Genomic DNA, 26,869 nt, shown 5'->3' on the forward strand with positions numbered 1-26,869 from the left:
AAAATAAAAAAAAGCGAGAATGATCTCGCTTTTTTTATTTAAATACTTGTTAGCTAGCGCGAACTTTATTCCAAGCTTCTACCGCTTGCTCTTTAGTACGCTTAAAACTACCAACCAAAGTATCTTTATGCTTCACTGAAATTTGACCAATATCATCTTTCAACTCTTTGCTGACCTTCGTTAAATCTTCAATTAAAGCATTTAACTCAGTTTTTAATGCATTCGTTAATTCAACTAAATTGCCTTGTGATGAATTCAGTTGAGTTTTAATAACATCAATACGCTGCAAAATATCTTGCTTAATTTGTGCAAGCTGATTTTGGATATTTTGGTTAAGTTCTTTCGCTTCCGCCTCAATTTTTTCTTGAGTTTCAGCTAATACTTCTTTCACTTGCTCTTGAGTCTCAGCAATGACTTCTTTCGCTTGTTCCTGAGTCTCAGCAATCACTTCTTTCGCCTTCGCTGTTTTTTCAGCTACAACTTCTTTCGCTTTTGCAGTTTTCTCAGCAACCACCTCTTTCACTTCTGCCGTCTTTTCAGCAACAGCTTCTTTAACTTCAGTGGTTTTCTCTGCAACAACTTCTTTCGCCTTCGCTGTTTTTTCAACCACAACTTCTTTAACTTCTTCAGTTGCTGGTGTCGTTTGATTATCAGCCATTGTGTTTCCCCTCTATATTGTTAGTTGATTTTTTGGCTAAATATAAGATAAAACGCTTTACTTTTAGAGTATGAAAAAATTGTTAGACAATTTTCATAATATCTCATGATATAGATAGAAGAATGATTGATTTGGCAATAGACATAACAACAGCCAAACTTATAAAAGAAAAACTACAATTACTCGCTTTAGCCAATAAAACAGATAGACTTTTGAACTACTCATGCGTATAATGCGCTGTTAAGTTACAAGCGAGCAGACTGGAAGGAGGGGCATGTTTTTAAAGACAGCCTACCTTTTTTTATGTCTTCTCGCTTTTTTACAGCCCTATTTTTGTGGTTTTAGTTCAGGAGCTTTGGTTTGAGCACCCCCGCCATTTTAGCCCTCGCAGATGGAACGATCTTTAAAGGAACGTCTATCGGTGCATCGGGAAGTACGACTGGTGAAGTCGTTTTTAATACAGCCATGACTGGCTACCAAGAAATTTTGACTGACCCAAGTTATGCGCAACAAATTGTGACGCTGACTTATCCCCATATTGGAAATACAGGCTGTAATAGCGAAGACGTTGAATCTGGTCGCATCCATAAAGTATGGGCGAACGGTTTAATTATTCGTGATCTTCCTTTATTACATAGTAATTTCCGTGCAGAACAATCACTCAGTGAATACTTGGAACAACATAATGTTGTTGCAATCGCTGATATTGATACGCGTAAATTGACACGTATTTTACGTGACAAAGGTGCGCAAAATGGTTGCATCCTTGCTGGTGAAAATATCACTGAAGAAGAAGCAATTGCAAAAGCACGTGCATTCGGTGGTTTAAATGGTTTAGACCTTGCAAAAGAATGCTGTGATCCTGAAGGCTTTGAATGGACTGAAGGTTCTTGGACTTTAGGTCAAGGTTTTAGCCAACCAGAATTTAAATTTCATGTTGTTGCATACGATTATGGTGTCAAAACCAACATCTTACGTATGCTTGCAGACCGTGGTTGTAAACTCACTGTTGTGCCTGCACAGACCCCTGCTGAGAAAGTTCTCGCTTTAAATCCAGATGGCGTGTTCTTGTCAAATGGTCCTGGTGATCCAGCAGCATGTGACTATGCGATTGAAGCAGTAAAAACGATTGTTGAAACTACGACTTTACCTGTATTTGGTATTTGTTTAGGTCACCAAATTTTAGCACTTGCTTCTGGCGCGAAGACCATGAAAATGAATCATGGTCATCACGGTGCAAACCATCCTGTACAAAATCTTGAGAATGGTACAGTGATGATTACTTCTCAAAACCACGGCTTTGCTGTCGATGAGAGTACTTTACCTGCAAACTTAAAAGTGACACATCGTTCACTGTTTGATGGTACAAACCAAGGTATTCATCGCACTGACAAACCAGCATTCAGCTTCCAAGGTCACCCTGAAGCAAGCCCTGGTCCACATGACTGTGCTCCATTGTTCGATCATTTCATCGAACTTATTGAAGCATCTAAGAAGTAATTAAGGAGCGAGTAATGCCTAAACGTACGGATATTAAAAGCATCTTAATTATTGGTGCAGGTCCAATTGTGATCGGTCAAGCATGTGAGTTTGACTACTCAGGTGCACAAGCATGTAAAGCACTTCGTGAAGAAGGCTATCGTGTTATTTTGGTGAACTCTAACCCAGCAACCATTATGACTGACCCTTCAATGGCGGATGCAACTTATATCGAGCCAATCACTTGGCAAACTGTTGCTCAAATCATTGAAAAAGAACGCCCAGATGCAGTCCTCCCAACGATGGGCGGTCAAACTGCATTGAACTGTGCACTTGCATTAGATGCCAACGGTGTTTTAGAGAAATACAATGTTGAGTTGATTGGTGCATCAAAAGAAGCGATTGAAAAAGCAGAAGATCGTAAACTGTTTGACATCGCCATGCGTAAAATCGGCTTAGAGTGTCCTCGTGCCGATGTTGCAGAAAGTATGGAACATGCACTGGAAATTCAGTCGCGTTTCGGCTTCCCAGTGATCATTCGTCCATCATTCACGATGGGTGGTTCTGGTGGCGGTATTGCGTACAATAAAGAAGAATTTATTGAAATCTGTGAACGTGGTTTCGATCTTTCTCCAACCAAACAATTATTGATTGATGAATCACTGATTGGCTGGAAAGAGTACGAAATGGAAGTTGTTCGTGACAAAAACGACAACTGTATTATCGTATGTGCGATTGAAAACTTTGACCCAATGGGCGTACACACAGGTGACTCAATCACTGTTGCCCCTGCGCAAACATTGACAGATAAAGAATATCAAATCATGCGTAATGCATCGGTTGCTGTTCTTCGTGAAATCGGTGTTGAAACAGGTGGTTCAAACGTTCAGTTCGGTATTAACCCGAAAGATGGTCGTATGGTTGTGATCGAGATGAACCCTCGTGTTTCTCGTTCATCTGCGCTTGCCTCTAAAGCAACAGGTTTCCCAATTGCGAAAATCGCGGCAAAACTTGCGGTTGGCTATACCCTTGATGAATTGAAAAATGACATCACTGGTGGTATCACGCCTGCAAGCTTTGAACCAGCGATTGACTATGTTGTAACCAAGATTCCTCGCTTCAACTTCGAAAAATTCCCGCAAGCTGAGCCTGTATTGACGACTCAGATGAAATCTGTGGGCGAAGTGATGGCAATTGGTCGTAACTTCCAAGAATCCGTTCAAAAAGCGCTTCGTGGTCTTGAAGTAGGTGTCAGCGGCTTTGATGAAAAAATCGAAGTTGGTACGTCTAATGCCAAAGACATCATCTTAAAAGAACTTAAAGTTCCAGGCCCTGAGCGTATTTGGTATGTAGCTGACGCATTCCGTCACGGTTTCTCATTAGATGACGTATTCGAAGCAACGAAGATTGACCGTTGGTTCTTGATCCAAATCGAAGACATCATTAAAACTGAAGCTCAAGTAAAAACTTTAGGCTTTGGCGATTTAAATGCTGACAATATCCGTTCGTTCAAGCGTAAAGGTTTATCTGATCTGCGTATTGCTGACTTGATGGGTATTTCACAAAAACAATTCCGTAAACAACGTTGGAACTTGGGTGTCTACCCAGTTTATAAACGTGTTGATACTTGTGCTGCCGAATTCGAATCTAGCACAGCTTACATGTACTCAACTTACGACGAAGAATGTGAAGCAAATCCATCGAACCGTGACAAAATCATGGTGATTGGTGGTGGTCCAAACCGTATTGGTCAAGGGATCGAGTTTGATTACTGCTGTGTACACGCTGCGCTTGCCATGCGTGATGACGGTTATGAAACCATCATGGTGAACTGTAACCCTGAAACAGTTTCAACTGACTATGACACTTCAGATCGTTTGTACTTCGAACCTGTAACACTTGAAGATGTACTTGAAATCGTACGTACAGAGAAGCCTAAAGGCGTGATCGTACAGTACGGTGGTCAAACACCATTGAAATTGGCGCGTGCTTTAGAAGAAGCAGGTACACCGATCATTGGTACATCTCCTGATGCGATTGACCGTGCAGAAGACCGTGAACGTTTCCAACAAATGATTCAACGTCTACAGCTTCGTCAACCAAACAACAGCATCGTTAAATCTGCTGAAGAAGGTATTTCAGAAGCAGCGAAAGTGGGTTATCCACTAGTTGTTCGCCCATCTTATGTATTGGGTGGTCGTGCAATGGAAATCGTTTATAACGAAGATGAGCTAAAACGTTACCTTCGTGAAGCAGTTCAAGCTTCAAATGAAGCCCCTGTCCTGTTAGACCGTTTCCTTGATGATGCAACTGAAGTGGACGTAGACTGCGTATCTGATGGTAAAGACGTTGTGATTGGCGGTATCATGCAGCACATCGAACAAGCAGGGATTCACTCAGGTGACTCAGCATGTTCAATTCCTCCTTACTCACTTTCACAAGAAGTTCAGGATGAAATGCGTCGCCAAACTGTTGCAATGGCAAAAGAACTTGGTGTAATCGGCTTGATGAACGTTCAGTTTGCAGTAAAAGGCAACGACATTTATGTACTCGAAGTGAACCCACGTGCATCACGTACAGTTCCTTTCGTTTCTAAATGTATCGGTGAATCTTTAGCGAAAGTTGCTGCTCGTTGTATGGCTGGTCAATCTTTAGAATCTCAAGGATTCACTAAAGAGATCATCCCGACTCACTTTGCAGTAAAAGAAGCTGTATTCCCGTTTGCTAAATTCCAAGGTGTTGATCCAATGCTTGGGCCTGAGATGAAATCTACAGGCGAAGTAATGGGTGTAGGTCAAACTTTCGGTGAAGCATTCTACAAAGCAGTACTTGGTTCAAACGAACGTTTACCAGGCTTGCCAACAGAAGGCGAAGTGAAGCATGCGTTCTTATCAGTTCGTGAATCAGATAAGAAATACATTGCCAATATTGCTAAACAATTAATCGAATATGGCTTCAAACTTGTTGCGACGAATGGCACACATCGTGTTCTGAAAGAAGCAGGCATTGAGTGTGAAGCTGTCAATAAAGTCACTGAAGGTCGTCCACATATTGTAGACCGCTTGAAAAATGGTGAGATTCATCTTATTGTCAACACAACTGAAGGCAAACAAGCTCAATACGACTCTGCCATGATTCGTCGTGCTGCCCTACAAGGTAAAGTGTATTACACTACGACAATTAATGGTGCTGAGGCTGTTTGCCAAGCATTTTCTGTGAAATTGCCAATGGATGTATACCGCTTGCAAGATTTACAAACTGTAGGTTAATTCTTTACTGATAAGTCCCGTCACCTTATCGGTGGCGGGCTTTTTCTTTTTTTAATCCTGTATTTTCCCAACCAATTTAGAGGGACTGAAATGCAACGTTATCCTATGACTCCTGAAGGCAAGGTTGCCTTAGAGAAAGAATTACAACAGCTAAAAACAGTGGATCGCCCACGTATTATCCAAGCGATCGCGGAAGCTCGTGAGCACGGTGATTTAAAGGAAAATGCTGAATATCACGCTGCACGTGAACAGCAAGGTTTTTGTGAAGGTCGTATTCAGGATATCGAAGGCAAACTGGGTGCAGCTCAAGAGATTGATGTCAAAACACTTGAACAAAACGGTCGTGTTGTGTTTGGTGTTACAGTAACCATCGAAAACCTAGACACTGAAGAACGTAAAACTTATAAAATCGTAGGTGATGATGAAGCAGATTTTAAAATCAATAAAATCTCAGTGAACTCACCGATTGCCCGTGGTCTTTTAGGTAAAAACGAAGGCGACGAAGTAAAAATTCAAACACCACAAGGTGAAGTTGAATACGAAATCGTCAGTGTGGAATATCTTTAATATTCCAAACTGAATTAGCCCCTCTATTTGAGGGGTTTTTCTTCTCAGTTATTTTTCTTTTGTTAGCTTTTAAAAGCTTAGTATTCATTTTCACTACTAAGAGTTTTAATCATAATCTATATTGCGAGATTTTAGAAATGAACGACTCTTTTCAATCTGTGGAATAAAACAATCTTTCATTCCAACCCTTTCATCATCCATAAAGATGCAAAGGAAATATACCCAGTCGGTATCATCCAATCCTATTGCTTTATCAATGACTCGATCAAAAGAATCTTTTAGTTTATAAATATCTATCTCAGCTAAATATCCATACAAAATTCTAGAGCCAGGCCAATTTAGATCCATAAAACCTTCTAATAACTGATCTAAGTTTTCTTCTATGATTTCTCGTGGAAGATATGGAATCATCATCGTTAAATTTTCCCATTCAGAACCACCATACGGTTGAATTAATGCAGAAAAATCTAACTCTTTATTTCTCAATTTTCCTTTAATTTCAAATGCTAAATCAATTAAATCATGTATATATAAAAGTTTTTCACCAATAATTTTTAAAATTGAACTTTCATTTATTGGTTCAATCATTAACATTTATCCTTTTGTTATCATTCAGATATTATGCATTTATAAATGAATTCAGTTCAATATTTTTTATTCTTTTCCTTTAAACCCATAATTTTATTACCAATAACGTCAATCAAATTAAATATGCAAAATTTACTCAATTATATCTAAAATGAATTTTTAACAGATTGAATAGTTCCTTTGTTTCAAAAGCATGCTATTTCTAAATACAATAAAAACGAATAGAGGAATGCAAAATCGACTGATCATTAGCATTATGTAAAGATTACTAGAATAATCCTATTGATTGTTGTTGCAATCGTATGAGCTTTCCATAGCAATCTTATGACCAATGCGGTACGCTGTATGCTATTCTAGACTTTGTATTTGCAAATCAAAATCAATGTTTGTTAATTTGGTTTTGGAAATTCTTCCTCAACTAACGCTCTCTCCTAATATAAAAGCTATAATAGCGCCGATTTCTTTTAGTATTTTGTCTTAGTTATGGATTCATTGATCAACTCTCCTGTTAAACATTGGTGTGAGTTCGAATTTATTTCAAAAACAGTTAAAAATCCCAATATCCATATCAAAGGCAATTACTCTTATTATTCTGCTTATTGGGATCAGGGCTTTGAACGCTGTGTGGTACGTTATCTACATGACAAACCTGCTACACCTGAGAAACCAATTGATCAACTGCATATTGGCAATTTTGTCTGTTTTGGTGCTGAATGCGTGATTATGATGGGTGGCAATCAATTACACCGTCCTGATTGGATTTCGACCTTCCCTTTTGACACCCGTAGTTTCTTGCCTGCTGGTGATACCGTGATTGCCGATGGTTGCTGGATTGGTAGCCGCGCCATGATTATGCAGGGAGTAAAATTGGGTGAAGGTGCTGTTGTAGCAACAGGCGCTGTAGTCACCCAAGATGTACCGTCTTATGCGATTGTCGGTGGTGTGCCAGCCAAAGTGATAAAATATCGTTTTCCTGAACAAGACATCGAAAAACTGCTTTCCCTCAAATTGTATGACTTAGATGAAAAGCAAATTTTAAAAATGCGTGAATATTTGCAGACGGATCAACTCGTAGAGTTATGGTCATATTTAGACCAAAGTCTATAATCTTTCCAAATCTAATATTCACATTAATATTTAAAAAAAAGATTATTTTTTCAATGGATTGAATAATTAAAAACTGCTTTAACATTTAATTATTCTTATAAAATTACTAGGTTTTATTATGCTACTAATAAGTTTAATATGAAAACATAGATCTTATTTTAAACAAAAATTTAGAAACAACTCAAAGTGCAATAATAAGGAGTAATAAACATGGCCTATCAAAAAATCTTAGTTGCAATTGATGACTCTGAAATCTCCGATAATGTCATTCAACAAGCGGCTCAACTTGCAAAAGCCCTAAATAGTGAAATCACTGTGGTTGAGGTGATGACCTTAGACCCATATTTGGCAGATGCATACCTTAGACTCGGTCAAAGTAATGAATTGATAGAGCGTGTTCGTAGCTACGTTCAAGAAAATTTAACCAAAGCGGAAAAGAAATTTGAAGCTTTAGGATTGACAGTTGCAACTCAAGTGTTGGAAGGCTTCTCTGTAAATGGGGAAATTATCAGTGCTGCACAGAACTTAGGTACTGATCTGATTATTATGGGATCACACGGTCGGACTGGTTTCAAAAAATTTATCTTAGGCAGCGTAGCTCAAAAAGTATTAGGTGAAAGCCATATCCCTGTTTTGGTCGTACGTTAAATATTCTGATTTTTAGTTTTAGAAACATTGCAACCCTTATGAAACCTTAAGTTTCATAAGGGTTATTTTTTGATTATTGAGTTTTTAATTCAATAGGTTTTGCTTTTTGTAAAACTTCTTTTGGTAACTCAGTCGTAGAAACAATCGTCAGTGACTGTGTATTTGCTTGAATGTTTTCTTTATTAAGATAATTCAGCACCATTGGTATCTTTAGTACTTAAGGGCTTTTTTGCACACAGATTTGAAATGTACCCCCCTAATTGAGCTAAATTTAAGGCCTAACTTGGGTAAGTGGGTCGACCTAATTTCGCAAATCTGTTGAGGACTGCTATGCGTGCATGAATCTCATTCACTTGGCTATCAAAATTCCTTGAGCAGAGTTTATCGCCTAATAATTTAAGAACAAATATTCATCGTTTTTACTTAAAAGTATCACATTGATTGATATCTCCAGATTTCAGACCTTGCTGAAACCAGTGCATTCGTTGTTCACTACTGCCATGTGTGAAACTATCGGGAACAACCTGACCCGTAGCTCTACGTTGCAAATAATCATCGCCAATTTTCTCGGCAGCATCCATTGCTTCTTCAATATCACCCTGTTCTAAAAATTGAGTGCGTTGTTGATTCTGATGCGCCCATATACCAGCAAAACAATCTGCCTGTAATTCTAAACGGACAGAAAGCTGATTTCCTTGTGTTTGGCTAGCTTGTGCACGTGCTTGCTGTACTTGACCAGAGATGCCCAATAGATTTTGAATATGATGCCCGACTTCATGCGCAATAACATAAGCCTGTGCAAAATCCCCTGCTTGATCTTGACGAGAAAGTTCTGTCTGATTCTGCTCACCAGAAATACCCATTTGCTGGCGCATATCTTTAAAGAAAGCAGTATCGATATAAACTTTTTGATCAGCAGGACAATAAAACGGCCCCATCGCTGCTTGTGCCCTACCACAAGCTGATTTATCGACACCGCTAAACAAAACTAAGCGTGGTGGCGTGTAAGTCATGCCAAGTTTTTGAAAAATCGGCGTCCAAGTATCTTCTGTATCCGCAAGAATAGTTCCAACAAAATCACTTGCCTCTTTCTGTTCAGCAGTTAAATTTTGTGGCGCAACACCCTGTTGTGAAGACTGAGCACTGGTAACCGCTTGAGTTGCTTGATAGGCTTGTTGTGGATCTACTCCAAAAAACTTCCACGCAACAAATGCAACGATCAAACCTATAATACTGATACCACCTGCTTTTGCTCCGCCACCACCACGACGATCTTCAACATTGGTACTGACACGACGACCTTTCCAACGCATATTAACCTCACATATGATAATGATGGTGATTGAGCATTTTATTTATGCAGATGCTTTTGACCAAAATTTTTGAATAAGTATAACAACCATTAATACAATCGCACCTGCAATAAAGCCGATTCCTAAATTAATCAATGTTGGTGTTAAGGCACCAATAATTGAACCAAAACTTGGAATCAACTCTAAATGGTCTACGGTTTCTTCAGTAAAATGATGTAATAAAGGAACTGTATGCGAAATAATTCCACCACCTACCAAAAACATTGCAACCGTTCCGACAATAGATAATGTTTTCATTAGAATAGGGGCAAATGAGAGTAGACCACGACCTATTTTATTTTTAAACGCAGATGCTTGCTGTGTTAAATATAAGCCTAAATCATCAATTTTCACAATCATTGCAACAAAACCATAAACACCTACGGTCATTACGATTGCAATCACACTTAATACAGTCACTTTAGTCATAAATGCTGCTGTTGCAACTGTACCTAACGAAATCACCACAATTTCAGCAGATAAAATAAAATCAGTACGAATCGCACCTTTTACTTTTTCTTTTTCAAACTTGTCTAAATCTATTTCGATCTGTTCCAAGCTTTCATTGGCTTCCTCAGCTGTTTTTGCTTTTTTATGCTGGAGCATGTGTACAACTTTTTCTACTCCTTCATAACATAGAAATAAGCCGCCAATCATTAATAAAGGATTGATTAACCAAGGTGCAACTACACTAATCAGTAATGCTAATGGAACCAAGATAAGTTTATTAACGAAAGACCCCTTAGCAACTCCCCATACCACAGGCAACTCTCGATCTGCACGTACACCACTGACTTGCTGCGCGTTTAGGGCTAAATCATCACCCAACACCCCTGCTGTTTTTTTTGCAGCCATCTTACTCATTACCGCAACATCATCTAAAATCGTTGCAATATCATCGAGTAATAACAATAATCCACTCGCCATTTTTATTTCCCAGTTTGTATTTATTTCGCTATTGTAGAATTCCTCAATAAATTCACAACATTATTTTAAGAAAAAGTTTAAGCAATCGCTGACGAAAAAATTTTATTTCCCGTACAATAATATCAATCTTTATATTTATGAAACTACTGAATCTTGGAATATATCATGAGTAATGCTGATCAACGTCCAATCATCTTGACAGGCGACCGCCCTACTGGACAACTTCATCTTGGACACTTTGTTGGCTCATTACGCTCTCGTGTTGGTTTACAAGACAGTCATCATCAACACCTTTTATTAGCAGATGCTCAAGCACTCACTGATAATGCTGATAATCCAGATAAAGTCCGTAATAATATTCTTCAAGTTGCATTAGATTATTTGGCAGTTGGTATTGATCCAACCAAAACAACGATCTGTGTACAATCATGCTTGCCTGCTCTCAATGAACTGACCATGCTCTATCTGAATTTTGTGACAGTTGCTCGTTTAGAACGCAATCCAACCATTAAGTCAGAAATTCAAATGCGTGGTTTTGAACGAGATATTCCTGCTGGCTTTTTATGTTATCCAGTGGCTCAAGCAGCAGACATTACCGCATTTAAAGCGACTGTAGTACCTGTTGGCGAAGATCAAATCCCAATGATTGAACAAACCAATGAGGTTGTACGTCGCGTTAACCGCCAAATTGGTCATGACTTATTACCTGAGTGTAAAGCATTATTATCGAATATGGGACGCTTACCTGGTTTTGATGGTAAAGCAAAAATGTCTAAATCTTTAGGCAATACTATTGTGCTGAATGCTTCTGATAAAGACATTAAAAAAGCAGTCAACGCAATGTATACCGATCCAAATCACTTAAGAATTGAGGATCCAGGTCAAGTCGAAGGTAATATTGTATTTACTTACCTTGATGCGTTTGATCCAAATAAAGAAGAAATCGAAGAACTAAAAGCGCATTATCGTCGTGGTGGTTTAGGTGATGGTACAGTGAAAAAACGCCTAGAAGGTGTACTCAAAGAATTGATCCTGCCGATTCGTGAACGCAGAGCTGAACTTGAAAAGGATCCTGATTATATTATGGACATTTTAAAACATGGTACAGATAAATGCCGTGACATTACTCAGCAAACATTAGATGAAGTGAAAAGCGGATTAGGTTTATTTAAATTTTAATTTACGTTACTTTTATCGCAAAAAAGCCTAGTATTTAGGCTTTTTTTATTTCACCATTTGATTTGAGTTCAATTTAAGAACTTTTAACATCCATCTAAAACTAACAATTTTTGTCACCTCTTAACATCCCTTAACATCCATTAACACTAGTTTACATGAATACCTATGAACTCTGTCAGGTTTTTTTGTACTATAGCCAAGTAGATCAGTAAACACTAATCTCATGACATTTCTCCTTTCAACCGAAACTGTTTCTGCAGATTCGTTGTTCACGCAATGACTACCCCAATCATTGCGTTTTTTTTGTTTTTAATAATATGAATGATTTGGGTTGAAATTAAATCAAGTTACATTTAATCTTATAAATGATTTATTTTTATAAAAATTTTATTAATTATCTCTAAAAGAAATAAGAGTAATACAAATGATATGGGATTTATTAACACATCCATCAAACATTGTTTTTAGTATTTCATTAATGCTATGCCTATTTATAGGTGCTCTAGAATTAATTTTATTATTATTTGGCGGTAGTAGTAGTTTCATTGATCAATTTTTACCAGACAGTCTAGTTGATGTTGATCATGCCGATATTTCTATTGAACATACTGACGGTATTTTTATTCAGCTTTTAGAGTGGCTTTATCTAGGAAAAGTTCCTCTTCTCATTTGGTTAATTATCTTTTTAACGGTCTACTCACTCACAGGTCTTATTATTCAGGATATTTTTTTCCATTTAACCGAGCATTATTTATCTGCTTGGATCATTACTCCTATGTGTTTATTTTTATGTATGCCACTAGTGAGAACAAGTGCAGCATTGATCAGTAAAATTATTCCAAAAGATGAAACCACAGCTATTCATAGTGATGAGCTGATTGGTCGTACAGCACAAATTATTTTAGGACAAGCCAAACAAAACTCCCCTGCTCAAGCTAAGGTAAAAGATCAATTTGGTCAAACCCATTATGTTTTGGTTGAACCTGAGTTAGATATTATTTTTTATCAAGGGCAAGATGTGATTTTAACTCAAAGAACAAAAATTGGATTCCAAGCAATTACCGCTTAATTTGTATATTAATTTAAGGAGGGATTTTAAATGTTGAGTTCAGCATTGACTGAAATTTTAATCATCACAGGTATTATTTTTGCAGCACTCATTTTTATCGGTGTTGTGATTGCTCGCTTATATACCCGTTCCAGCAAAGAAGTGTCCTTTGTACGAACAGGTTTTGGAGGTGAAAAAGTTATTCTGAACGGAGGAGCAATTGTCCTCCCTGTTTTACATGAAATTATTCCTGTGAATATGAATACGCTGCGCCTCGAAGTTAAACGGGCAGCAGATCAAGCACTGATCACTCGTGATCGTATGCGTGTCGATGTCATGGCTGAATTCTATGTTCGAGTCAAACCTACTGGTGAATCAATTGCAACGGCAGCCCAAACATTAGGTCGAAAAACCATGTCACCTCAAGAATTGAAAGACTTGGTTGAAGGTAAATTTGTTGACTCTTTACGTGCTGTTGCTGCTGAGATGGCAATGGAAGAACTGCATGAAAAACGTGTGGACTTTGTACAAAAGGTTCAGCAAGTCGTTTCTGAAGATTTATCTAAAAATGGTTTAGAACTTGAAACAGTGTCATTGACTGGTTTAGACCAGACCAGTTTTAAATTCTTTAATCCACAAAACGCCTTTGATGCAGAAGGTTTAACCAAACTAACTGAAACCATCGAAGATCGTCGTAAAAAGCGTAACGACATTGAGCAAGATGCTGATCTGGCGATTCGTGCGAAAAATCTGCAAGCTGAACAGGCAAGACTACAAATTTCTCGTGAAGAGGAATATGCCAAGCTACAGCAGGAACGTGAAATTTCAATTCGTAAGGCCGAACAAAGTGCTGAAATTGCTGCTCAGGAAGCGGCTAAAAAGCGTGAAGCAGAAGAAGCCCGTATTGCTGCTGAACGTGAAGTTGAAATCAAACGTATTGCTTCGGCTCGTGATGTCGAAAATGAAAATATTCAAAAAGCACAATTGATTCAAAAAGCGCAAGTTGAGCAAAAGAAAACCATTGAATTGGCTGAACAGGATCGTGCCATTGCGATTGCTGAAAAATCTCGTGCAGAATCAGAAGCCAAAGCCCAAGCAGATAAAGCCCGTGCTGAAGCCGTAAAAGCCGAAGAAGAAGTTGTAACGGTACGTGAAACACAACGTGCTGAACGTCAAAAAGCGGTTGAACTAGTTGCAGCCAAACAGACTGCCGAGAAAGAAGCAATTGCCATTACCGTAGCTGCTGATGCAGGTAAGAAAGCCGCTGCTGATGAAGCAGAAGCTGTACGTATTGCTGCTGAAGCAGATGCTGAAAAAATTCGCTTAAAAGCGAAAGGTGAAGCCGATGCTAAAATATTGCTTGCCCAAGCTTTAGAGAAACAATATCAAGTTGATGCGGAAGGTGCTCGTGCAGTGAATGAAGCCGCCAATACTCTTTCTGCTGAGCAAGTGGAAATGCAAGTTCGTTTGGCACTATTAAAGCATTTACCAGAGATCATTCGTGAAAGTGTTAAACCAATGGAAAACATTGATGACATCAAGATTTTACAAGTGAATGGTTTAAGTAATTTCGCAGGTGGTTCTGTATCAGGTGAAACAGTTGAAAATACCCAAACCTCTTTGTCTGATCAGGTTGTGAATAGCGCCCTACGCTACCGTTCACAAGCACCGTTAATTGATAGCTTAATGAATGAATTAGGCTTACAAGGTGGCGATATCAATGGTTTAACTCAAGGGTTGAAACCAAAAGCAGACTAAGTGTTGTTGATCTAAAAAGAGTCTTAGCCATAAGGCTCTTTTTTATACAGAATAAGGAATAAAAAACCCCAATGTCTCCATTGGGGTTTTTTAAGATTAAAATCTAACGTATTACGCTAAACCTTTCTCTTTTAAAACTTGCAACATAGTAGAACCAAGCTCTGCTGGGCTACGCGTGTAAGCCATTCCCGCACGTTCAAATGCAGCGAATTTCTCTTCAGCAGTACCTTGACCACCAGAAATGATCGCACCAGCATGACCCATACGCTTACCTTTAGGCGCAGTTACACCAGCGATGTAACCGACTACAGGCTTAGTCACGTTAGATTTAATGAATTCAGCAGCTTCTTCTTCCGCTGTACCACCGATCTCACCAATCATGATGATTGCATCAGTATCTGGATCATCTTGGAACAATTGAAGCGCTTCAATCTGGTTCATACCCGGAATTGGGTCACCACCAATACCGATACAAGTAGACTGACCTAAACCAAGCTTAGTTGTTTGAGCAACAGCTTCATAAGTCAATGTACCTGAACGTGAAATGATACCAATACGACCTGGTTGGTGGATGTGACCAGGCATAATACCGATCTTACATTCACCTGGAGTGATCACGCCTGGGCAGTTAGGACCAACCAAACGAGTACCGTTACCGTTAGTTTCTAAATAGCGTTTCGCTTTAAGCATGTCGATCGTTGGAACACCTTCAGTGATCACAACGATTAGGCCAACACCTGAATCAACCGCTTCAACGATTGAGTCTAAAACGAATGGAGCTGGTACATAGATTACAGATGCATCAGCATTTGTTTCACGTACTGCTTCTTTCATTGTGTTGAATACTGGCAAGTCAAGGTGAGTCGTACCACCTTTACCTGGAGTAACACCACCAACAACTTTTGTACCGTAGTCTAAAGCTTGTGCAGAGTGGAAAGTACCGTTTTTACCAGTAAAACCTTGTACCAATACTTTAGTGTCTTTATTAATTAATACGCTCATGATTGATACTCCTTACGCTTTAACTGCAGCTACAACTTTTTCTGCGGCATCAGATAAACCATTCGCAGAAATTAATTTCAAACCTGATTCATCAAGTAATTTAGCACCTAACTCAGCGTTGTTACCTTCTAAACGAACAACAACGGGTACAGTGACATTTACTTCTTGAACCGCTGCAATAATTGCTTCAGCAATCATGTCACAACGTACGATACCACCGAAGATGTTGATTAAAACACCTTGTACAGACGTATCAGCAAGGATGATTTTGAACGCTTCGATTACGCGCTCTTTGGTTGCACCGCCACCAACGTCAAGGAAGTTTGCAGGTTGACCACCATAAAGTTTGATGATGTCCATTGTTGCCATTGCAAGACCAGCACCATTCACCATACAACCGATATTACCTTCTAGAGCAACATAGTTAAGATCAAATTCAGATGCTTTTAATTCACGCTCATTCTCTTGAGATTTATCACGTAAAGCAGCAACTTCTGGTAAACGGTATAACGCATTTGAGTCAATGCCAACTTTTGCATCAACACACAAAATTTCACCATTTTCACGTACTGAAAGTGGGTTAATTTCAAATAAAGCAAAATCATTTTCTACAAATGCTTGATATGCAGCTGTCATGATTTTAACAAATTGACCGACTTGTTTATCTTTTAATGCTAATTTAAATGCAACTTCACGCGCTTGGAATGGTTGTAAGCCAACAAGTGGATCGACTTCAACTTTAATAATTTTTTCAGGCGTTTCTTCTGCAACTTTCTCGATTTCTACACCACCTTCGGTAGAAGCCATGAAAGTAATACGACGGCTAGAACGGTCTACAACCGCACCCAAATAAAGCTCACGCTCAACTGGATATACATCTTCAGCAACAATAATACTATTTACTGGTTGGCCATTTGCATCTGTTTGATACGTTACAAGACGCGTACCAATAATATTGTTTGCAAATTCGATAACATCTTCTTTTGATTTCGCAACTTTTACACCGCCAGCCTTACCACGACCACCAGCATGAACTTGTGCTTTCATTACAGCAAATTTACCACCAAGCTGTTCAAACGCAGCAACGGCTTCATCTGCATTTGTTGCCAAGATACCTTCCTGTACTGGCATACCATATTTTTTCAATAATGCTTTAGCTTGATATTCATGTAAGTTCATTCAGTTACCTACTATGTAGTTTATTGTCATACAGTCTAGATATATTATAAATTATAGACTGTTACAAGTTGAGTAAATGATTGTTTTTATTTCAACCATCATTAATTAAAAAGTGTGGCGAACCACACTTATTTTGTTATTTACGTTTACGTTGAATCGCGTGGATGGCACGACCATCAACAGCAAGCGCGGCTTCATGTACAACTTCTGAGAAAGTTGGATGACCAAAAGTCATTAATTGTAGGTCTTCAATTGAAGATACAAATTCAAGTGCGATCATACCTTGATGTACGATATCAGATGCATTTGGACCCACAACGTGCATACCTAATAAACGGTCAGTTTTTGCATCAGCAACGAACTTCACAAAACCAGCAGTATCACCAGCAGCCAACGCACGACCATTCACCGCAAACGGGAATTGACCTGCTTTAACTTCGTGACCTTTTTCAGCAGCTTGTTCTTCAGTTAAACCAACCCAAGCAGCTTCTGGGTGTGTATAAATAACGCTGATGATTGTGTCATAGTTCACTTGAGCAGCATGACCGTGAATACGCTCAACTGCCATTACGCCCTCTTCCATTGCTTTATGAGCAAGCATTGGACCACGTACCAAGTCACCAATCGCGTAAACACCTTCAACAGATGTTTGGCACTGATCATTGACATCAACCAAACCACGTTCAGTCAATTTAATGCCAGAATCTTCTGCCAATAAACCTTCTGCATATGCCTTACGACCTACACATACGATTAACTTGTCAAAAACTTGTTCTTTGTCTTCGCCAGCTTGGTTATATTTAACCGTTACTTCGCGGCCATTGGTTTCAGCACCAGAAACTTTTGCACCGATACGGATATCTAAACCTTGTTTTTTCAAGATTTTTTGATATTCCTTCGCCAATGCTTTGTCTGCCATTGGTAAGAAAGCATCTAATGCTTCAAACACAACAACTTCCGAACCAAGGCGACGCCATACAGAACCAAGTTCTAAACCAATAACACCTGCACCAATCACACCAAGACGTTTAGGAACTTCTGGGAATTTTAATGCACCAGTAGAATCAACGATTAAGTCTTCATCAACTGGAGCTACTGGAATATTTACAGGTACAGAACCAGTCGCAAGAATGACATATTTAGGTTCTAAAACCTGTACTTCACCTTCAAACGGTGTGAATTCTACTTTTTTACCTGCAAGTAATTTACCAGTACCTTGTAACCACTCGATACCATTACCTTTAAGTAATTGAGCAACACCACCAGTCAATTGATCAACAACTTTGTCTTTGCGAGCTAACAAAGTATCCAAATCAAATTTAACTTCACCAGTCGTGATACCGTGTTCAGCAAGTTCATGAACTGTTGCTTCGTAACGATGAGAAGAGTCAAGCAATGCTTTAGAAGGGATACAACCTACGTTCAAACATGTACCACCCAAAGATGGTTTACCGTTATGAATACGTTTTTCGATACATGCAACTTTAAAACCTAGTTGTGCAGCACGGATTGCTGCTTCATAACCACCAGGTCCACCGCCAATAACAACAAGATCAAACTGTTGAGACATTTTTATCTCCAATCAATCTCCCTAAATCCCCTTTAGATTAAGGGGATTGAACTTTCTTAATTAAAGAAAAGTTAGGGATGATTTTTAAATAATAAGTTATAGGTCAAGAATAAGTTTAGCTGGCTCTTCTAACAATTCTTTAATTGTTACTAAGAAACCTACTGCTTCTTTACCATCAATTAGACGGTGGTCATATGAAAGCGCTAAATACATCATTGGCAAGATTTCAACTTGTCCATTTACCGCCATAGGACGTTCTTGGATTTTATGCATACCAAGAATCGCTGTTTGTGGCTGGTTTAAAATAGGTGTTGAAAGTAATGAACCAAAAGTACCACCATTAGTAATAGTGAATGTACCGCCAGTCATTTCTTCGATCGATAATTTACCTTCACGTGCTTTAGCAGCATATGCAGCAATACCACCTTCTACTTCAGCATAGTTCATACGATCAGTATCACGAAGGATTGGCACAACTAAACCACGGTCAGAAGAAACAGCTACACCGATGTCATAGAAACCGTGATATACGATATCGTCGCCATCGATAGAAGCGTTTACAGCTGGGTAGCGTTTTAACGCTTCAGTTGCCGCTTTAACGAAGAAAGACATAAAGCCTAAACGTGCACCATGACGTTTTTCGAAAGCATCTTTATATTGCTTACGCATTTCCATAATTGGTTTCATGTTAACTTCGTTGAACGTTGTTAACATTGCAGTTTGTTGTGTCGCAGCCAATAAACGCTCAGCAACACGCTTACGTAAACGTGTCATTGGAACACGTTTCTCGATACGCTCGCCGACAGCAACGCTTAATGGTTGAACTGATGCAGCAGGTTTAGCTTGATGACTAGCAACATCTTCTTTAGTGATGCGACCACCACGGCCTGTGCCTTGAACGTCAGCAGGATTGATACCAGTTTCAGATAATGCTTTACGAACTGCAGGCGCTTGGTTTTGATCAACTGCTTGAGTTGATGCAGCCACCGCAGGGGCAGATGCAGCAGGCGCCGCTTCTGCTGGTGCAGCAGCTTCAGGAGCAGCCGCAGCAACAGCACCAGTTTCGAATTGAGCAATCACTTCGTCAGAAAGAACTGTATCGCCTTCACCTTTGATGATTGCAACTAAGCTACCATCAGCTGGAGCAACCACTTCTAAAACAACTTTATCGGTTTCAATGTCACAGATCACTTCATCACGTGATACAGGTTCACCTACTTTCTTGTGCCAAGTTGCGATCGTACCGTCAGCAACTGACTCTGGAAATACCGGTGCTTTAATTTCGGTTGCCATTATTTAGAATCTCCTGATTGTTCAACTTCAATCGCAAGTGCGTCATTGATAAGCTGAGCTTGTTGTTTTGCATGCAAGTATGGCGAGCCACAAGCAGGTGCGGCAGATGCGTCACGACCAGCATAGCTAATACGAATTTGTTTACCTGATTTAAGAACGTCTTCATATAAACGAGGAACGATAAATAACCAAGCACCTTGGTTCTTCGGCTCTTCTTGTGCCCAAACAAGTTCTTGAATGTTTGGATACTGAGCCATAACCTCAGCTAAGCGTTGTTCTGGGTATGGATACAATTGTTCGATACGAATAATCGCAATATGGTTTAGACCAAGCTCACGACGTTTTTCGAGTAAATCGTAATAAACCTTACCACCACAAAGAACTAAACGAGTCACATCAGCTTTATTGATTTGATCAACTTCATCAATCACAGTTTGGAATGAACCGTTTGCTAATTCATCTAAAGTTGAAGTCGCAAGTTTATGACGGAGTAATGATTTTGGTGACATTACAATCATTGGCTTACGAATCGGACGAACCGCTTGACGACGCAATGCATGGAAAATCTGCGCTGGTGTTGTCGGTGTCATCACTTGCATATTGTCTTCAGCGCAAAGCTGTAAGAAACGCTCTAAACGTGCAGATGAATGCTCTGGACCTTGGCCTTCATAACCGTGTGGTAACAACATGGTTAGGCCACACACACGCTCCCACTTGGTTTCACCCGAAGCGATAAATTGGTCAATAACAACTTGCGCACAGTTTGCGAAGTCACCAAATTGTGCTTCCCAAACGATTAAGCTTTTCGGCAATGTCGTTGAATAACCATATTCAAATGCAAGCACTGCTTCTTCTGACAACAAAGAGTCATAGACCGCAGTACGTGGCTGATTTTCTTTGATATGACAAAGTGGAATATAAACCGAACCATCGACTTGGTTATGTAATTTGGCATGACGGTGCGAGAATGTACCACGACCCACATCTTCACCCGTGATACGCACAAGGAAGCCATCGTCAAGCAAAGATGCATAAGCTAAAGTTTCAGCGGCACCCCAGTTCAGTGGCATTTCACCTGTTTGCATCTTCACGCGATCTTCGATCACTTTCTGAACTTGACGTTGTAATACAAAACCTTCTGGTAATGTATTCATTTTCAAACCAAGTTCTTTTAGACGTTCGATGCTAAAAGTTGTATCCCAAATATCTGTGTATTCATGACCTAAATATGGCGACCAATCTACAAACATTTTTTTGTTTGGTTCACGAACTAAAGCATTGGCAACATGATTACCTGCTTCTAAGTCAGAGCGATAACCTTCAACCATGGCATCAGCACTTGCACGATCAAGCACTTTTTCTTGAACCAATTGATCAGCATACAACGTACGTGTTGTTGCTTTCTTGTTGATCACTTGATACATCAATGGTTGAGTTGCAGATGGTTCATCCGCTTCGTTATGACCACGACGACGGTAGCAGAACAAGTCTAAGATGACATCTTTACGGAAAGTATGACGGAAATCATGTGCAAGCTGAGTTACGAAAATCACAGCTTCAGGATCATCACCATTCACATGGAAAATCGGCGCCTGAATCATCTTCGCAACGTCAGTACAATACTCTGTAGAACGTGTATCACGCGGATCAGAAGTTGTGAAGCCCACTTGGTTATTGATCACGATATGAACAGTACCGCCCACTGTGTAACCACGTGTTTGTGACATTTGGAAGGTTTCTTGGTTTACACCTTGACCCGCAAATGCAGCATCACCATGTACAATCACTGGAAGAACGTCATCGCCGCCAATATCTTTACGACGAACTTGACGCGCACGAACCGAACCTTCAACTACAGGGCCAACGATCTCTAAGTGTGATGGGTTAAACGCCAATGCTAAGTGAACTTCGCCACCCGGAGTCATTACGTTTGAAGAGAAACCTTGGTGATACTTAACGTCACCAGAACCTTTTTTATGTAGGCTCTTGCCTTCAAATTCACCAAAAAGATCCGCTGGGTTTTTACCCATGATGTTCACAAGAAGGTTGAGACGACCACGGTGTGGCATACCAATCACAACTTCTTTACAACCGACGCTGCCTGCACGTTGAATGATTTCATTCATCATTGGAATAAAAGACTCACCACCTTCTACACCAAAACGTTTCGCACCAACGAATTTATTACCAAGATATTTCTCTAAGCCTTCCGCAGCGGTTAAACGCTCAAGAAAACCTTTTTTCTGATCATTGGTATAGTTGAATTTACCGCGAGCACCTTCCAAACGTTGTTGAATCCAACGCTTTTCTTTGGTATCAACGATATGCATGTATTCTGCACCGATTGAAGAGCAGTAAATTGCTTCCATGGATTCAACCATTTCAGACAATGTCGCTTCTGCTTTCCCAATCGCGAGGTTACCTGTATTAAATACAGTATCTAAATCAGATTTAGTTAAACCGTGTGCAGATAAATCAAGATCTGGAACTTCTTCGCGTTTCGCAAGGCCTAATGGATCAAGTTTGGCTTTTTGATGACCACGGTTACGATAAGCAGCAATCAGTTGTAATACACCAATTTGACGACGCTCATGTTCTGTACTTACAGTGCTTTGTACAACAGGTTGAACTCGGTTTGAATTACGACCCAAAAGGAGGAATTGCTCGCGCACACTGCCGTGTGGTTGATCACCTTTAGGGTATTTATCGAAATATTCACGCCAATCCTCTGACACTGAGGTTGGAGAAGTTAGGTACTGTTCGTAAAGCTCTTCAATATACGCTGCACTATCAGCGGAAAGTTCAGTGTCAAGACGCAGTGCGTCAGCAACTTCTTGCATTTTTGGACCCATTTCCTATTGCAAAAAATAATACAGGTTGCCTTTTAAGCACACCCATGATTCATAGTATCAAATTGGTAACATGACACTACTACTCAAGATCATCCAACCTTGAGACATTATCACTACACATCAGGAGTATTCCTTTTGATGTAATAAATGAGCTATGCACTTTCAATTCAAAGCACATAACTCATCCTTATACTCGATGAAATCGAGCAATTTTTTGCAAACCATTTTAGAAAAATTAACAAAAATATTAACTTTTCTAAATTGACTTTAACCCAAACTATATCCATACAATTGGTAAGCATTAGAGCGATATAACATCAGGAATATGCTTATTTTTTACTTCAGGTCGTGGCAGAAATCGTAACATGTTCTCATGTACGAATTGATTTTTTTGACACATACCATCTATAAAGCAGCGAAATACACATTCTTCATTATATTCTAATATACCGCCCTTTTTATAATTGTTGCACCCTTATCGACCAAAGTTAAAGATTTTCTACAATTCTTGCACAAACATTATGCAGAGCGCCTAAAAATAGATCATTCATTTTTCCTATTCATCCAAGTCATTTTTATTAAGCTCAAAATTTATAAATTTCAACACTCAATAATATTTTTTTAAGGATTCGATAATAAGCCTTGCACCTCCCAACACAAAAAAGGATTTAAACAAAATAAAAAAGGGAACTTTTAAAAAGTTCCCTTTTCACATGTCAGAAAACTGTATTAACCAGCTTGGTCTAACAACATATTACGAATGTGACCAATTGCCTTCGTCGGGTTTAAACCTTTAGGACAAACTGATACACAGTTCATGATCCCTTTACAACGGAACAAAGAGAATGGGTCGTCTAAACGAGCCAAACGCTCTTGTGTTGCCGTATCACGCGAATCGATAATAAAACGATAAGCATTTAACAGTGCAGATGGTCCCAAGAACTTGTCAGGGTTCCACCAGAACGATGGGCATGAAGTTGAACAACATGCACATAGAATACATTCATACAAACCATCAAGATGTTCACGATCTGCTTGAGACTGCAAACGCTCTTTCGCAGGAGCAGGCTGATTGTTAATCAAGAACGGTTGGATCTTGTCATATTGATCATAGAACTGGTTCATGTCTACAACCAAATCTTTTACCACTGGTAAACCAGGTAAAGGACGGATCACAATCTTCTCTGGTAAATCGTTCAAGTTCCACAAGCACGCTAAACCATTTTTACCATTGATGTTCACACCATCCGAACCACAAATACCTTCACGGCAAGAGCGACGGAATGTTAATGACTCATCTTGTACTTTCAACGCAAGTAACGCATCAAGCAACATACGGTGCTTATCGGTTAACTCAAGTTTGAAAGTTTGCATGTACGGCGCTTTATCCTTATCAGGATCATAGCGGTAGATTTCGAATGTACGAGTACCTCTACTCATCTTTGTTCTCCCGATTAGAATGTACGTGGCTTAGGTTCAATTGCTTCAACCGTTAATGGGCTGAAACGTACCGGCTTATATTCAAGACGGTTGTCTGATGAATACCATAAAGTATGCTTCATCCACTCATCATCACGGCGACCGTATGAATAAGTTGGGTGATCAGGTGCTAACTCATAGTCAACAACTGTATGCGCACCACGACATTCTTTACGTGCAGCAGCAGAAATTAGAGTCGCCTTTGCAACTTCATACAAGTTTTCAACTTCCAATGCTTCAACACGTGCTGTGTTAAATACTTTAGATTTGTCTTTCAAATGAATGTTACGAACACGTGGCTCAATCGCAAGAATTTCTTTTACGCCTTTATCAAGCAATGCTTGAGTACGGAATACACCTGCGTGATCTTGTACGATGTCACGGATTGCATCAGCAACTTCTTGCGCATTTTCACCCGTGGTTGAATCATCTAACTTACGAATACGCTTTAATGTGTTTTCCAACACATCAGTCGGAAGCGGTTGATAGTCATCACCATGATGTTTAGTCACGTAGTCAATGATGTGTTCACCCGCTGCTTTACCAAATACCACAAGGTCAAGCAATGAGTTTGTACCTAAACGGTTTGCACCATGTACTGATACGCAAGAACATTCACCGATCGCATAGAAACCTTTTACTGGTTTCACATAGTCACGTGTACCTTTATAAGAATACTCTTTGGTATCTTTATTATAGTGCGCAGAGAATTCACCCTCTTCAACACCGTGTGGTACAACCACTTGACCATGAATATTCGTAGGAATACCACCCATTTGATAATGGATTGTTGGTACAACTGGAATTGGCTCTTTGGTACAGTCAACGTTTGCGAACTTCTTACCAATCTCAAATACAGATGGTAGACGTTTCATAATCGTTTCAGCACCCAAATGCGTCATATCTAACAAGATATAATCCGCCTTAGGACCACAACCACGACCTTCTTTAATTTCTTGGTCCATTGAACGTGATACGAAGTCACGTGGCGCCAAGTCTTTTAAAGTTGGAGCATAACGTTCCATGAATGGTTCGCCGTCTTTGTTACGAAGGATACCACCTTCACCACGACAACCTTCAGTTAACAATACGCCCGCACCCGCAACACCCGTTGGGTGGAATTGCCAGAATTCCATATCTTGTAATGGAATACCTGCGCGAGCAGCCATACCAAGACCATCACCAGTGTTGATATAAGCATTGGTTGATGCACGATAAACACGACCAGCACCACCAGTAGCAAATAAAGTCGCTTTCGCTTGGAATACTGCAATATTACCTGTTTCTTGGTCAATTGCGGTTACACCAAGAACATCACCTGCTTCGTTACGGATTAGGTCTAATGCAATCCATTCAACGTAAAACTGAGTACCCATTTTTACGTTACTTTGATACAAAGTATGAAGTAATGCATGACCTGTACGGTCAGCAGCAGCACACGCACGTGGTACAGCTTTTTCACCGTAGTTTGCAGAGTGACCACCAAATGGACGCTGATAGATCGTACCATCTTCGTTACGGTCAAACGGCATACCTAAGTGCTCAAGCTCATAAACAACTTTTGGCGCTTCACGTGTCATGAACTCGATTGCGTCCTGATCGCCTAACCAATCCGAACCTTTAACCGTGTCATAGAAGTGATAATGCCAGTTATCTTCTTGCATGTTACCTAACGATGCACCAATACCGCCTTGAGCAGCAACAGTATGCGAACGTGTCGGGAATACTTTGGTCAATACTGCAACTTTTAAACCAGCTTGAGCAAGTTGGTAAGAAGCACGCATACCAGAACCCCCACCACCAACAATAACTGCATCGAAAGTGAGGTTTTGAATATTTGAATAATCTTCTTTAGGGTTAATTGCGCCCATGATCTCTTCCTATCAATTTGCCCAGAAAATCTGGATACCCCAGATTGCGTACACGAACACTGAAATAATGACAGCTGTAGTGAGTACAAGGCGTAAACCTGAAGCCGAAGAACCCATTTGACGAGTCGTTACATAATCAGTAAAGACTTGCCACATCCCAATCCAGGCATGTGCAACGAGCGATAATACGGCCAGCAAAGAAAAAATCTTCATTGGCAGAGTCAACATAAAGCCAGCCCACTGTTCATAGCCAAATCCGCTGTTGCAGAGAATCCAGCCAAACAGAACAACAGTATAGGCAGCCAATACAACCGCACTCACACGCTGGATATACCAATCGCGAGAACCTGAACCTGTTAAACCTGTAGCACTTTTCATCAGAACATAATCCATACGAAAGCTGCGATAATTCCAAGCGCAGACAAGATCAATGAAATAGTAGCTGCGATACGACCGCTTTGTAATTCATCCGCAAAACCCATGTCAGCAAGCAAGTGCTTGATTCCTGCAATAAAGTGGAAAATTAACCCAGCTACAAATACCCATACGATGAAACGTACAATGATATTTCCGAAAACGACATTTTTAACGTAGTCAAATCCTTCTGGTGAAGATAAAGATTTATCCAAAATCCACAAAAGAACAGCGACTAATAAGAAAACGATTACACCTGATAAACGGTGTAGAATTGATGCAATAGCCACGGGTGAGCGTAAATTTACCGCTAACACCTGACCCATGGACAAATTGACAGGTCTGTTGCTTTTCACAGCGGGCATCCTGTAGGTAGAAACTCCATCTGGAGTTTGTTTGAATTAATTCAAAGGAAAGCTGGCATAGTCAGGCAAGCATAATGCACGCCTAACCTATATAACGACAACGAATTATAAAACGTGAAATATCAAAATACAAACAATCAGTTTTCGCTTTAGTCGAAAATCCAATGAAATAAGAATCATTCACATTTAATGCGTGTTTAAGCTGCGTTGGAAACAGCAATAAAACCCAATATATTACTGTTATATAAAAATAAAATATAAGTT

General features: G+C 39.6%; 22 protein-coding genes and 1 pseudogene. 8 read left to right on the forward strand and 15 right to left on the reverse strand.

All coding sequences use genetic code 11. The features are described 5' to 3' along the window. Window positions 1-49: 49 nt before the first annotated feature. Complete coding sequence (locus NO346_RS11025) at window positions 50-658, reverse strand: hypothetical protein (protein WP_005161718.1); 609 nt, start codon at window positions 656-658, stop codon at window positions 50-52. A 360-nt stretch (window positions 659-1,018) separates the two neighbouring features. On the opposite strand from NO346_RS11025, the gene carA reads away from it, so the two are divergent. The 3 genes from carA (at window position 1,019) to greA (ending at window position 5,973) form a co-directional block, all read left to right on the forward strand. Further along, window positions 1,019-2,158, forward strand: a complete 1,140-nt coding sequence (carA, locus tag NO346_RS11030) for a glutamine-hydrolyzing carbamoyl-phosphate synthase small subunit (RefSeq protein ID WP_005161719.1) — start codon at window positions 1,019-1,021, stop codon at window positions 2,156-2,158. Window positions 2,159-2,172: 14 nt separating this feature from the next. Further along, on the forward strand, window positions 2,173-5,406 hold the full coding sequence (carB, locus tag NO346_RS11035; protein WP_256415187.1) for a carbamoyl-phosphate synthase large subunit: 3,234 nt from the start codon (window positions 2,173-2,175) through the stop codon (window positions 5,404-5,406). A 90-nt stretch (window positions 5,407-5,496) separates the two neighbouring features. Next, window positions 5,497-5,973 (forward strand): transcription elongation factor GreA, encoded by a 477-nt coding sequence (greA, locus tag NO346_RS11040; protein WP_087546585.1) that lies wholly within the window; start codon window positions 5,497-5,499, stop codon window positions 5,971-5,973. Between the two features lie 105 nt (window positions 5,974-6,078). On the opposite strand, the gene NO346_RS11045 is transcribed toward greA, so the two are convergent. Then, window positions 6,079-6,561 carry a hypothetical protein gene (locus NO346_RS11045; RefSeq protein ID WP_256415188.1) on the reverse strand — a complete coding sequence of 161 codons (483 nt, stop codon included), beginning with the start codon at window positions 6,559-6,561 and terminating at the stop codon, window positions 6,079-6,081. Window positions 6,562-7,044: 483 nt separating this feature from the next. Here NO346_RS11045 and NO346_RS11050 point away from each other — a divergent pair, with 483 nt between their 5' ends. Together NO346_RS11050 and NO346_RS11055 are read left to right on the forward strand one after the other, a co-directional pair. After that, complete coding sequence (locus tag NO346_RS11050; RefSeq protein ID WP_256415189.1) at window positions 7,045-7,668, forward strand: CatB-related O-acetyltransferase; 624 nt, start codon at window positions 7,045-7,047, stop codon at window positions 7,666-7,668. 210 nt (window positions 7,669-7,878) lie between these two features. Continuing rightward, window positions 7,879-8,316 (forward strand): universal stress protein, encoded by a 438-nt coding sequence (locus tag NO346_RS11055; RefSeq protein ID WP_256415190.1) that lies wholly within the window; start codon window positions 7,879-7,881, stop codon window positions 8,314-8,316. A gap of 73 nt (window positions 8,317-8,389) precedes the next feature. On the opposite strand, the gene NO346_RS11060 is transcribed toward NO346_RS11055, so the two are convergent. The 4 genes and pseudogenes from NO346_RS11060 to NO346_RS11075 all read right to left on the reverse strand — a co-directional run bounded on the left by NO346_RS11060 (window position 8,390) and on the right by NO346_RS11075 (window position 10,595). Next, complete coding sequence (locus NO346_RS11060) at window positions 8,390-8,518, reverse strand: hypothetical protein (protein ID WP_256415191.1); 129 nt, start codon at window positions 8,516-8,518, stop codon at window positions 8,390-8,392. A gap of 76 nt (window positions 8,519-8,594) precedes the next feature. Further along, window positions 8,595-8,717 (reverse strand): annotated as a pseudogene (locus tag NO346_RS11065) (IS5/IS1182 family transposase); the annotation flags it as partial. A gap of 18 nt (window positions 8,718-8,735) precedes the next feature. Next, entirely contained in the window at window positions 8,736-9,629 is an 894-nt protein-coding gene (locus NO346_RS11070; RefSeq protein ID WP_005161727.1) for a neutral zinc metallopeptidase, read from the reverse strand. 42 nt (window positions 9,630-9,671) lie between these two features. Further along, the gene (locus tag NO346_RS11075) at window positions 9,672-10,595 is read right to left on the reverse strand and encodes a DUF808 domain-containing protein (RefSeq protein ID WP_256415192.1); all 924 of its coding nucleotides are present in this window, start codon (window positions 10,593-10,595) and stop codon (window positions 9,672-9,674) included. Window positions 10,596-10,760: 165 nt separating this feature from the next. Here NO346_RS11075 and trpS point away from each other — a divergent pair, with 165 nt between their 5' ends. The 3 genes from trpS (at window position 10,761) to NO346_RS11090 (ending at window position 14,580) form a co-directional block, all read left to right on the forward strand. Further along, complete coding sequence (gene trpS / locus NO346_RS11080) at window positions 10,761-11,774, forward strand: tryptophan--tRNA ligase (protein WP_004664430.1); 1,014 nt, start codon at window positions 10,761-10,763, stop codon at window positions 11,772-11,774. Window positions 11,775-12,198: 424 nt separating this feature from the next. Then, the gene (locus tag NO346_RS11085; protein WP_256415193.1) at window positions 12,199-12,843 is read left to right on the forward strand and encodes a YqiJ family protein; all 645 of its coding nucleotides are present in this window, start codon (window positions 12,199-12,201) and stop codon (window positions 12,841-12,843) included. 30 nt (window positions 12,844-12,873) lie between these two features. Continuing rightward, entirely contained in the window at window positions 12,874-14,580 is a 1,707-nt protein-coding gene (locus tag NO346_RS11090; protein WP_256415194.1) for a flotillin family protein, read from the forward strand. 111 nt (window positions 14,581-14,691) lie between these two features. Here the strand turns inward: NO346_RS11090 and sucD are convergent, their stop codons facing one another. The 9 genes from sucD to sdhC form a co-directional block, all read right to left on the reverse strand. Next, window positions 14,692-15,582: a succinate--CoA ligase subunit alpha gene (gene sucD / locus NO346_RS11095; RefSeq protein WP_003655479.1), complete on the reverse strand. Its 891-nt coding sequence runs from the start codon at window positions 15,580-15,582 to the stop codon at window positions 14,692-14,694. A gap of 12 nt (window positions 15,583-15,594) precedes the next feature. Further along, a complete protein-coding gene (sucC, locus tag NO346_RS11100; protein ID WP_004664440.1) occupies window positions 15,595-16,761 on the reverse strand; it encodes an ADP-forming succinate--CoA ligase subunit beta in 1,167 nt (388 codons plus the stop codon). A gap of 136 nt (window positions 16,762-16,897) precedes the next feature. After that, on the reverse strand, window positions 16,898-18,331 hold the full coding sequence (lpdA, locus tag NO346_RS11105) for a dihydrolipoyl dehydrogenase (RefSeq protein ID WP_178882411.1): 1,434 nt from the start codon (window positions 18,329-18,331) through the stop codon (window positions 16,898-16,900). Between the two features lie 96 nt (window positions 18,332-18,427). Then, window positions 18,428-19,624, reverse strand: a complete 1,197-nt coding sequence (gene odhB / locus NO346_RS11110; protein ID WP_178882412.1) for a 2-oxoglutarate dehydrogenase complex dihydrolipoyllysine-residue succinyltransferase — start codon at window positions 19,622-19,624, stop codon at window positions 18,428-18,430. Next, window positions 19,624-22,464, reverse strand: coding sequence for a 2-oxoglutarate dehydrogenase E1 component (locus NO346_RS11115; RefSeq protein ID WP_256415195.1), 2,841 nt, complete (start codon window positions 22,462-22,464; stop codon window positions 19,624-19,626). Before NO346_RS11115 ends, odhB begins: the two co-directional genes overlap by 1 nt. A 741-nt stretch (window positions 22,465-23,205) precedes the next feature. Further along, entirely contained in the window at window positions 23,206-23,916 is a 711-nt protein-coding gene (locus tag NO346_RS11130) for a succinate dehydrogenase iron-sulfur subunit (RefSeq protein ID WP_005161752.1), read from the reverse strand. A gap of 14 nt (window positions 23,917-23,930) precedes the next feature. After that, the gene (sdhA, locus tag NO346_RS11135) at window positions 23,931-25,826 is read right to left on the reverse strand and encodes a succinate dehydrogenase flavoprotein subunit (RefSeq protein ID WP_087546576.1); all 1,896 of its coding nucleotides are present in this window, start codon (window positions 25,824-25,826) and stop codon (window positions 23,931-23,933) included. A gap of 12 nt (window positions 25,827-25,838) precedes the next feature. Continuing rightward, a complete protein-coding gene (gene sdhD / locus NO346_RS11140) occupies window positions 25,839-26,204 on the reverse strand; it encodes a succinate dehydrogenase, hydrophobic membrane anchor protein (protein WP_087536947.1) in 366 nt (121 codons plus the stop codon). After that, window positions 26,204-26,605: a succinate dehydrogenase, cytochrome b556 subunit gene (sdhC, locus tag NO346_RS11145; RefSeq protein WP_256415196.1), complete on the reverse strand. Its 402-nt coding sequence runs from the start codon at window positions 26,603-26,605 to the stop codon at window positions 26,204-26,206. The genes sdhD and sdhC overlap by 1 nt, the downstream gene beginning before the upstream one ends. Window positions 26,606-26,869: the final 264 nt, after the last annotated feature.

It is taken from the genome of Acinetobacter sp. 5862 (assembly GCF_024494585.1).
Lineage (GTDB): Bacteria > Pseudomonadota > Gammaproteobacteria > Pseudomonadales > Moraxellaceae > Acinetobacter.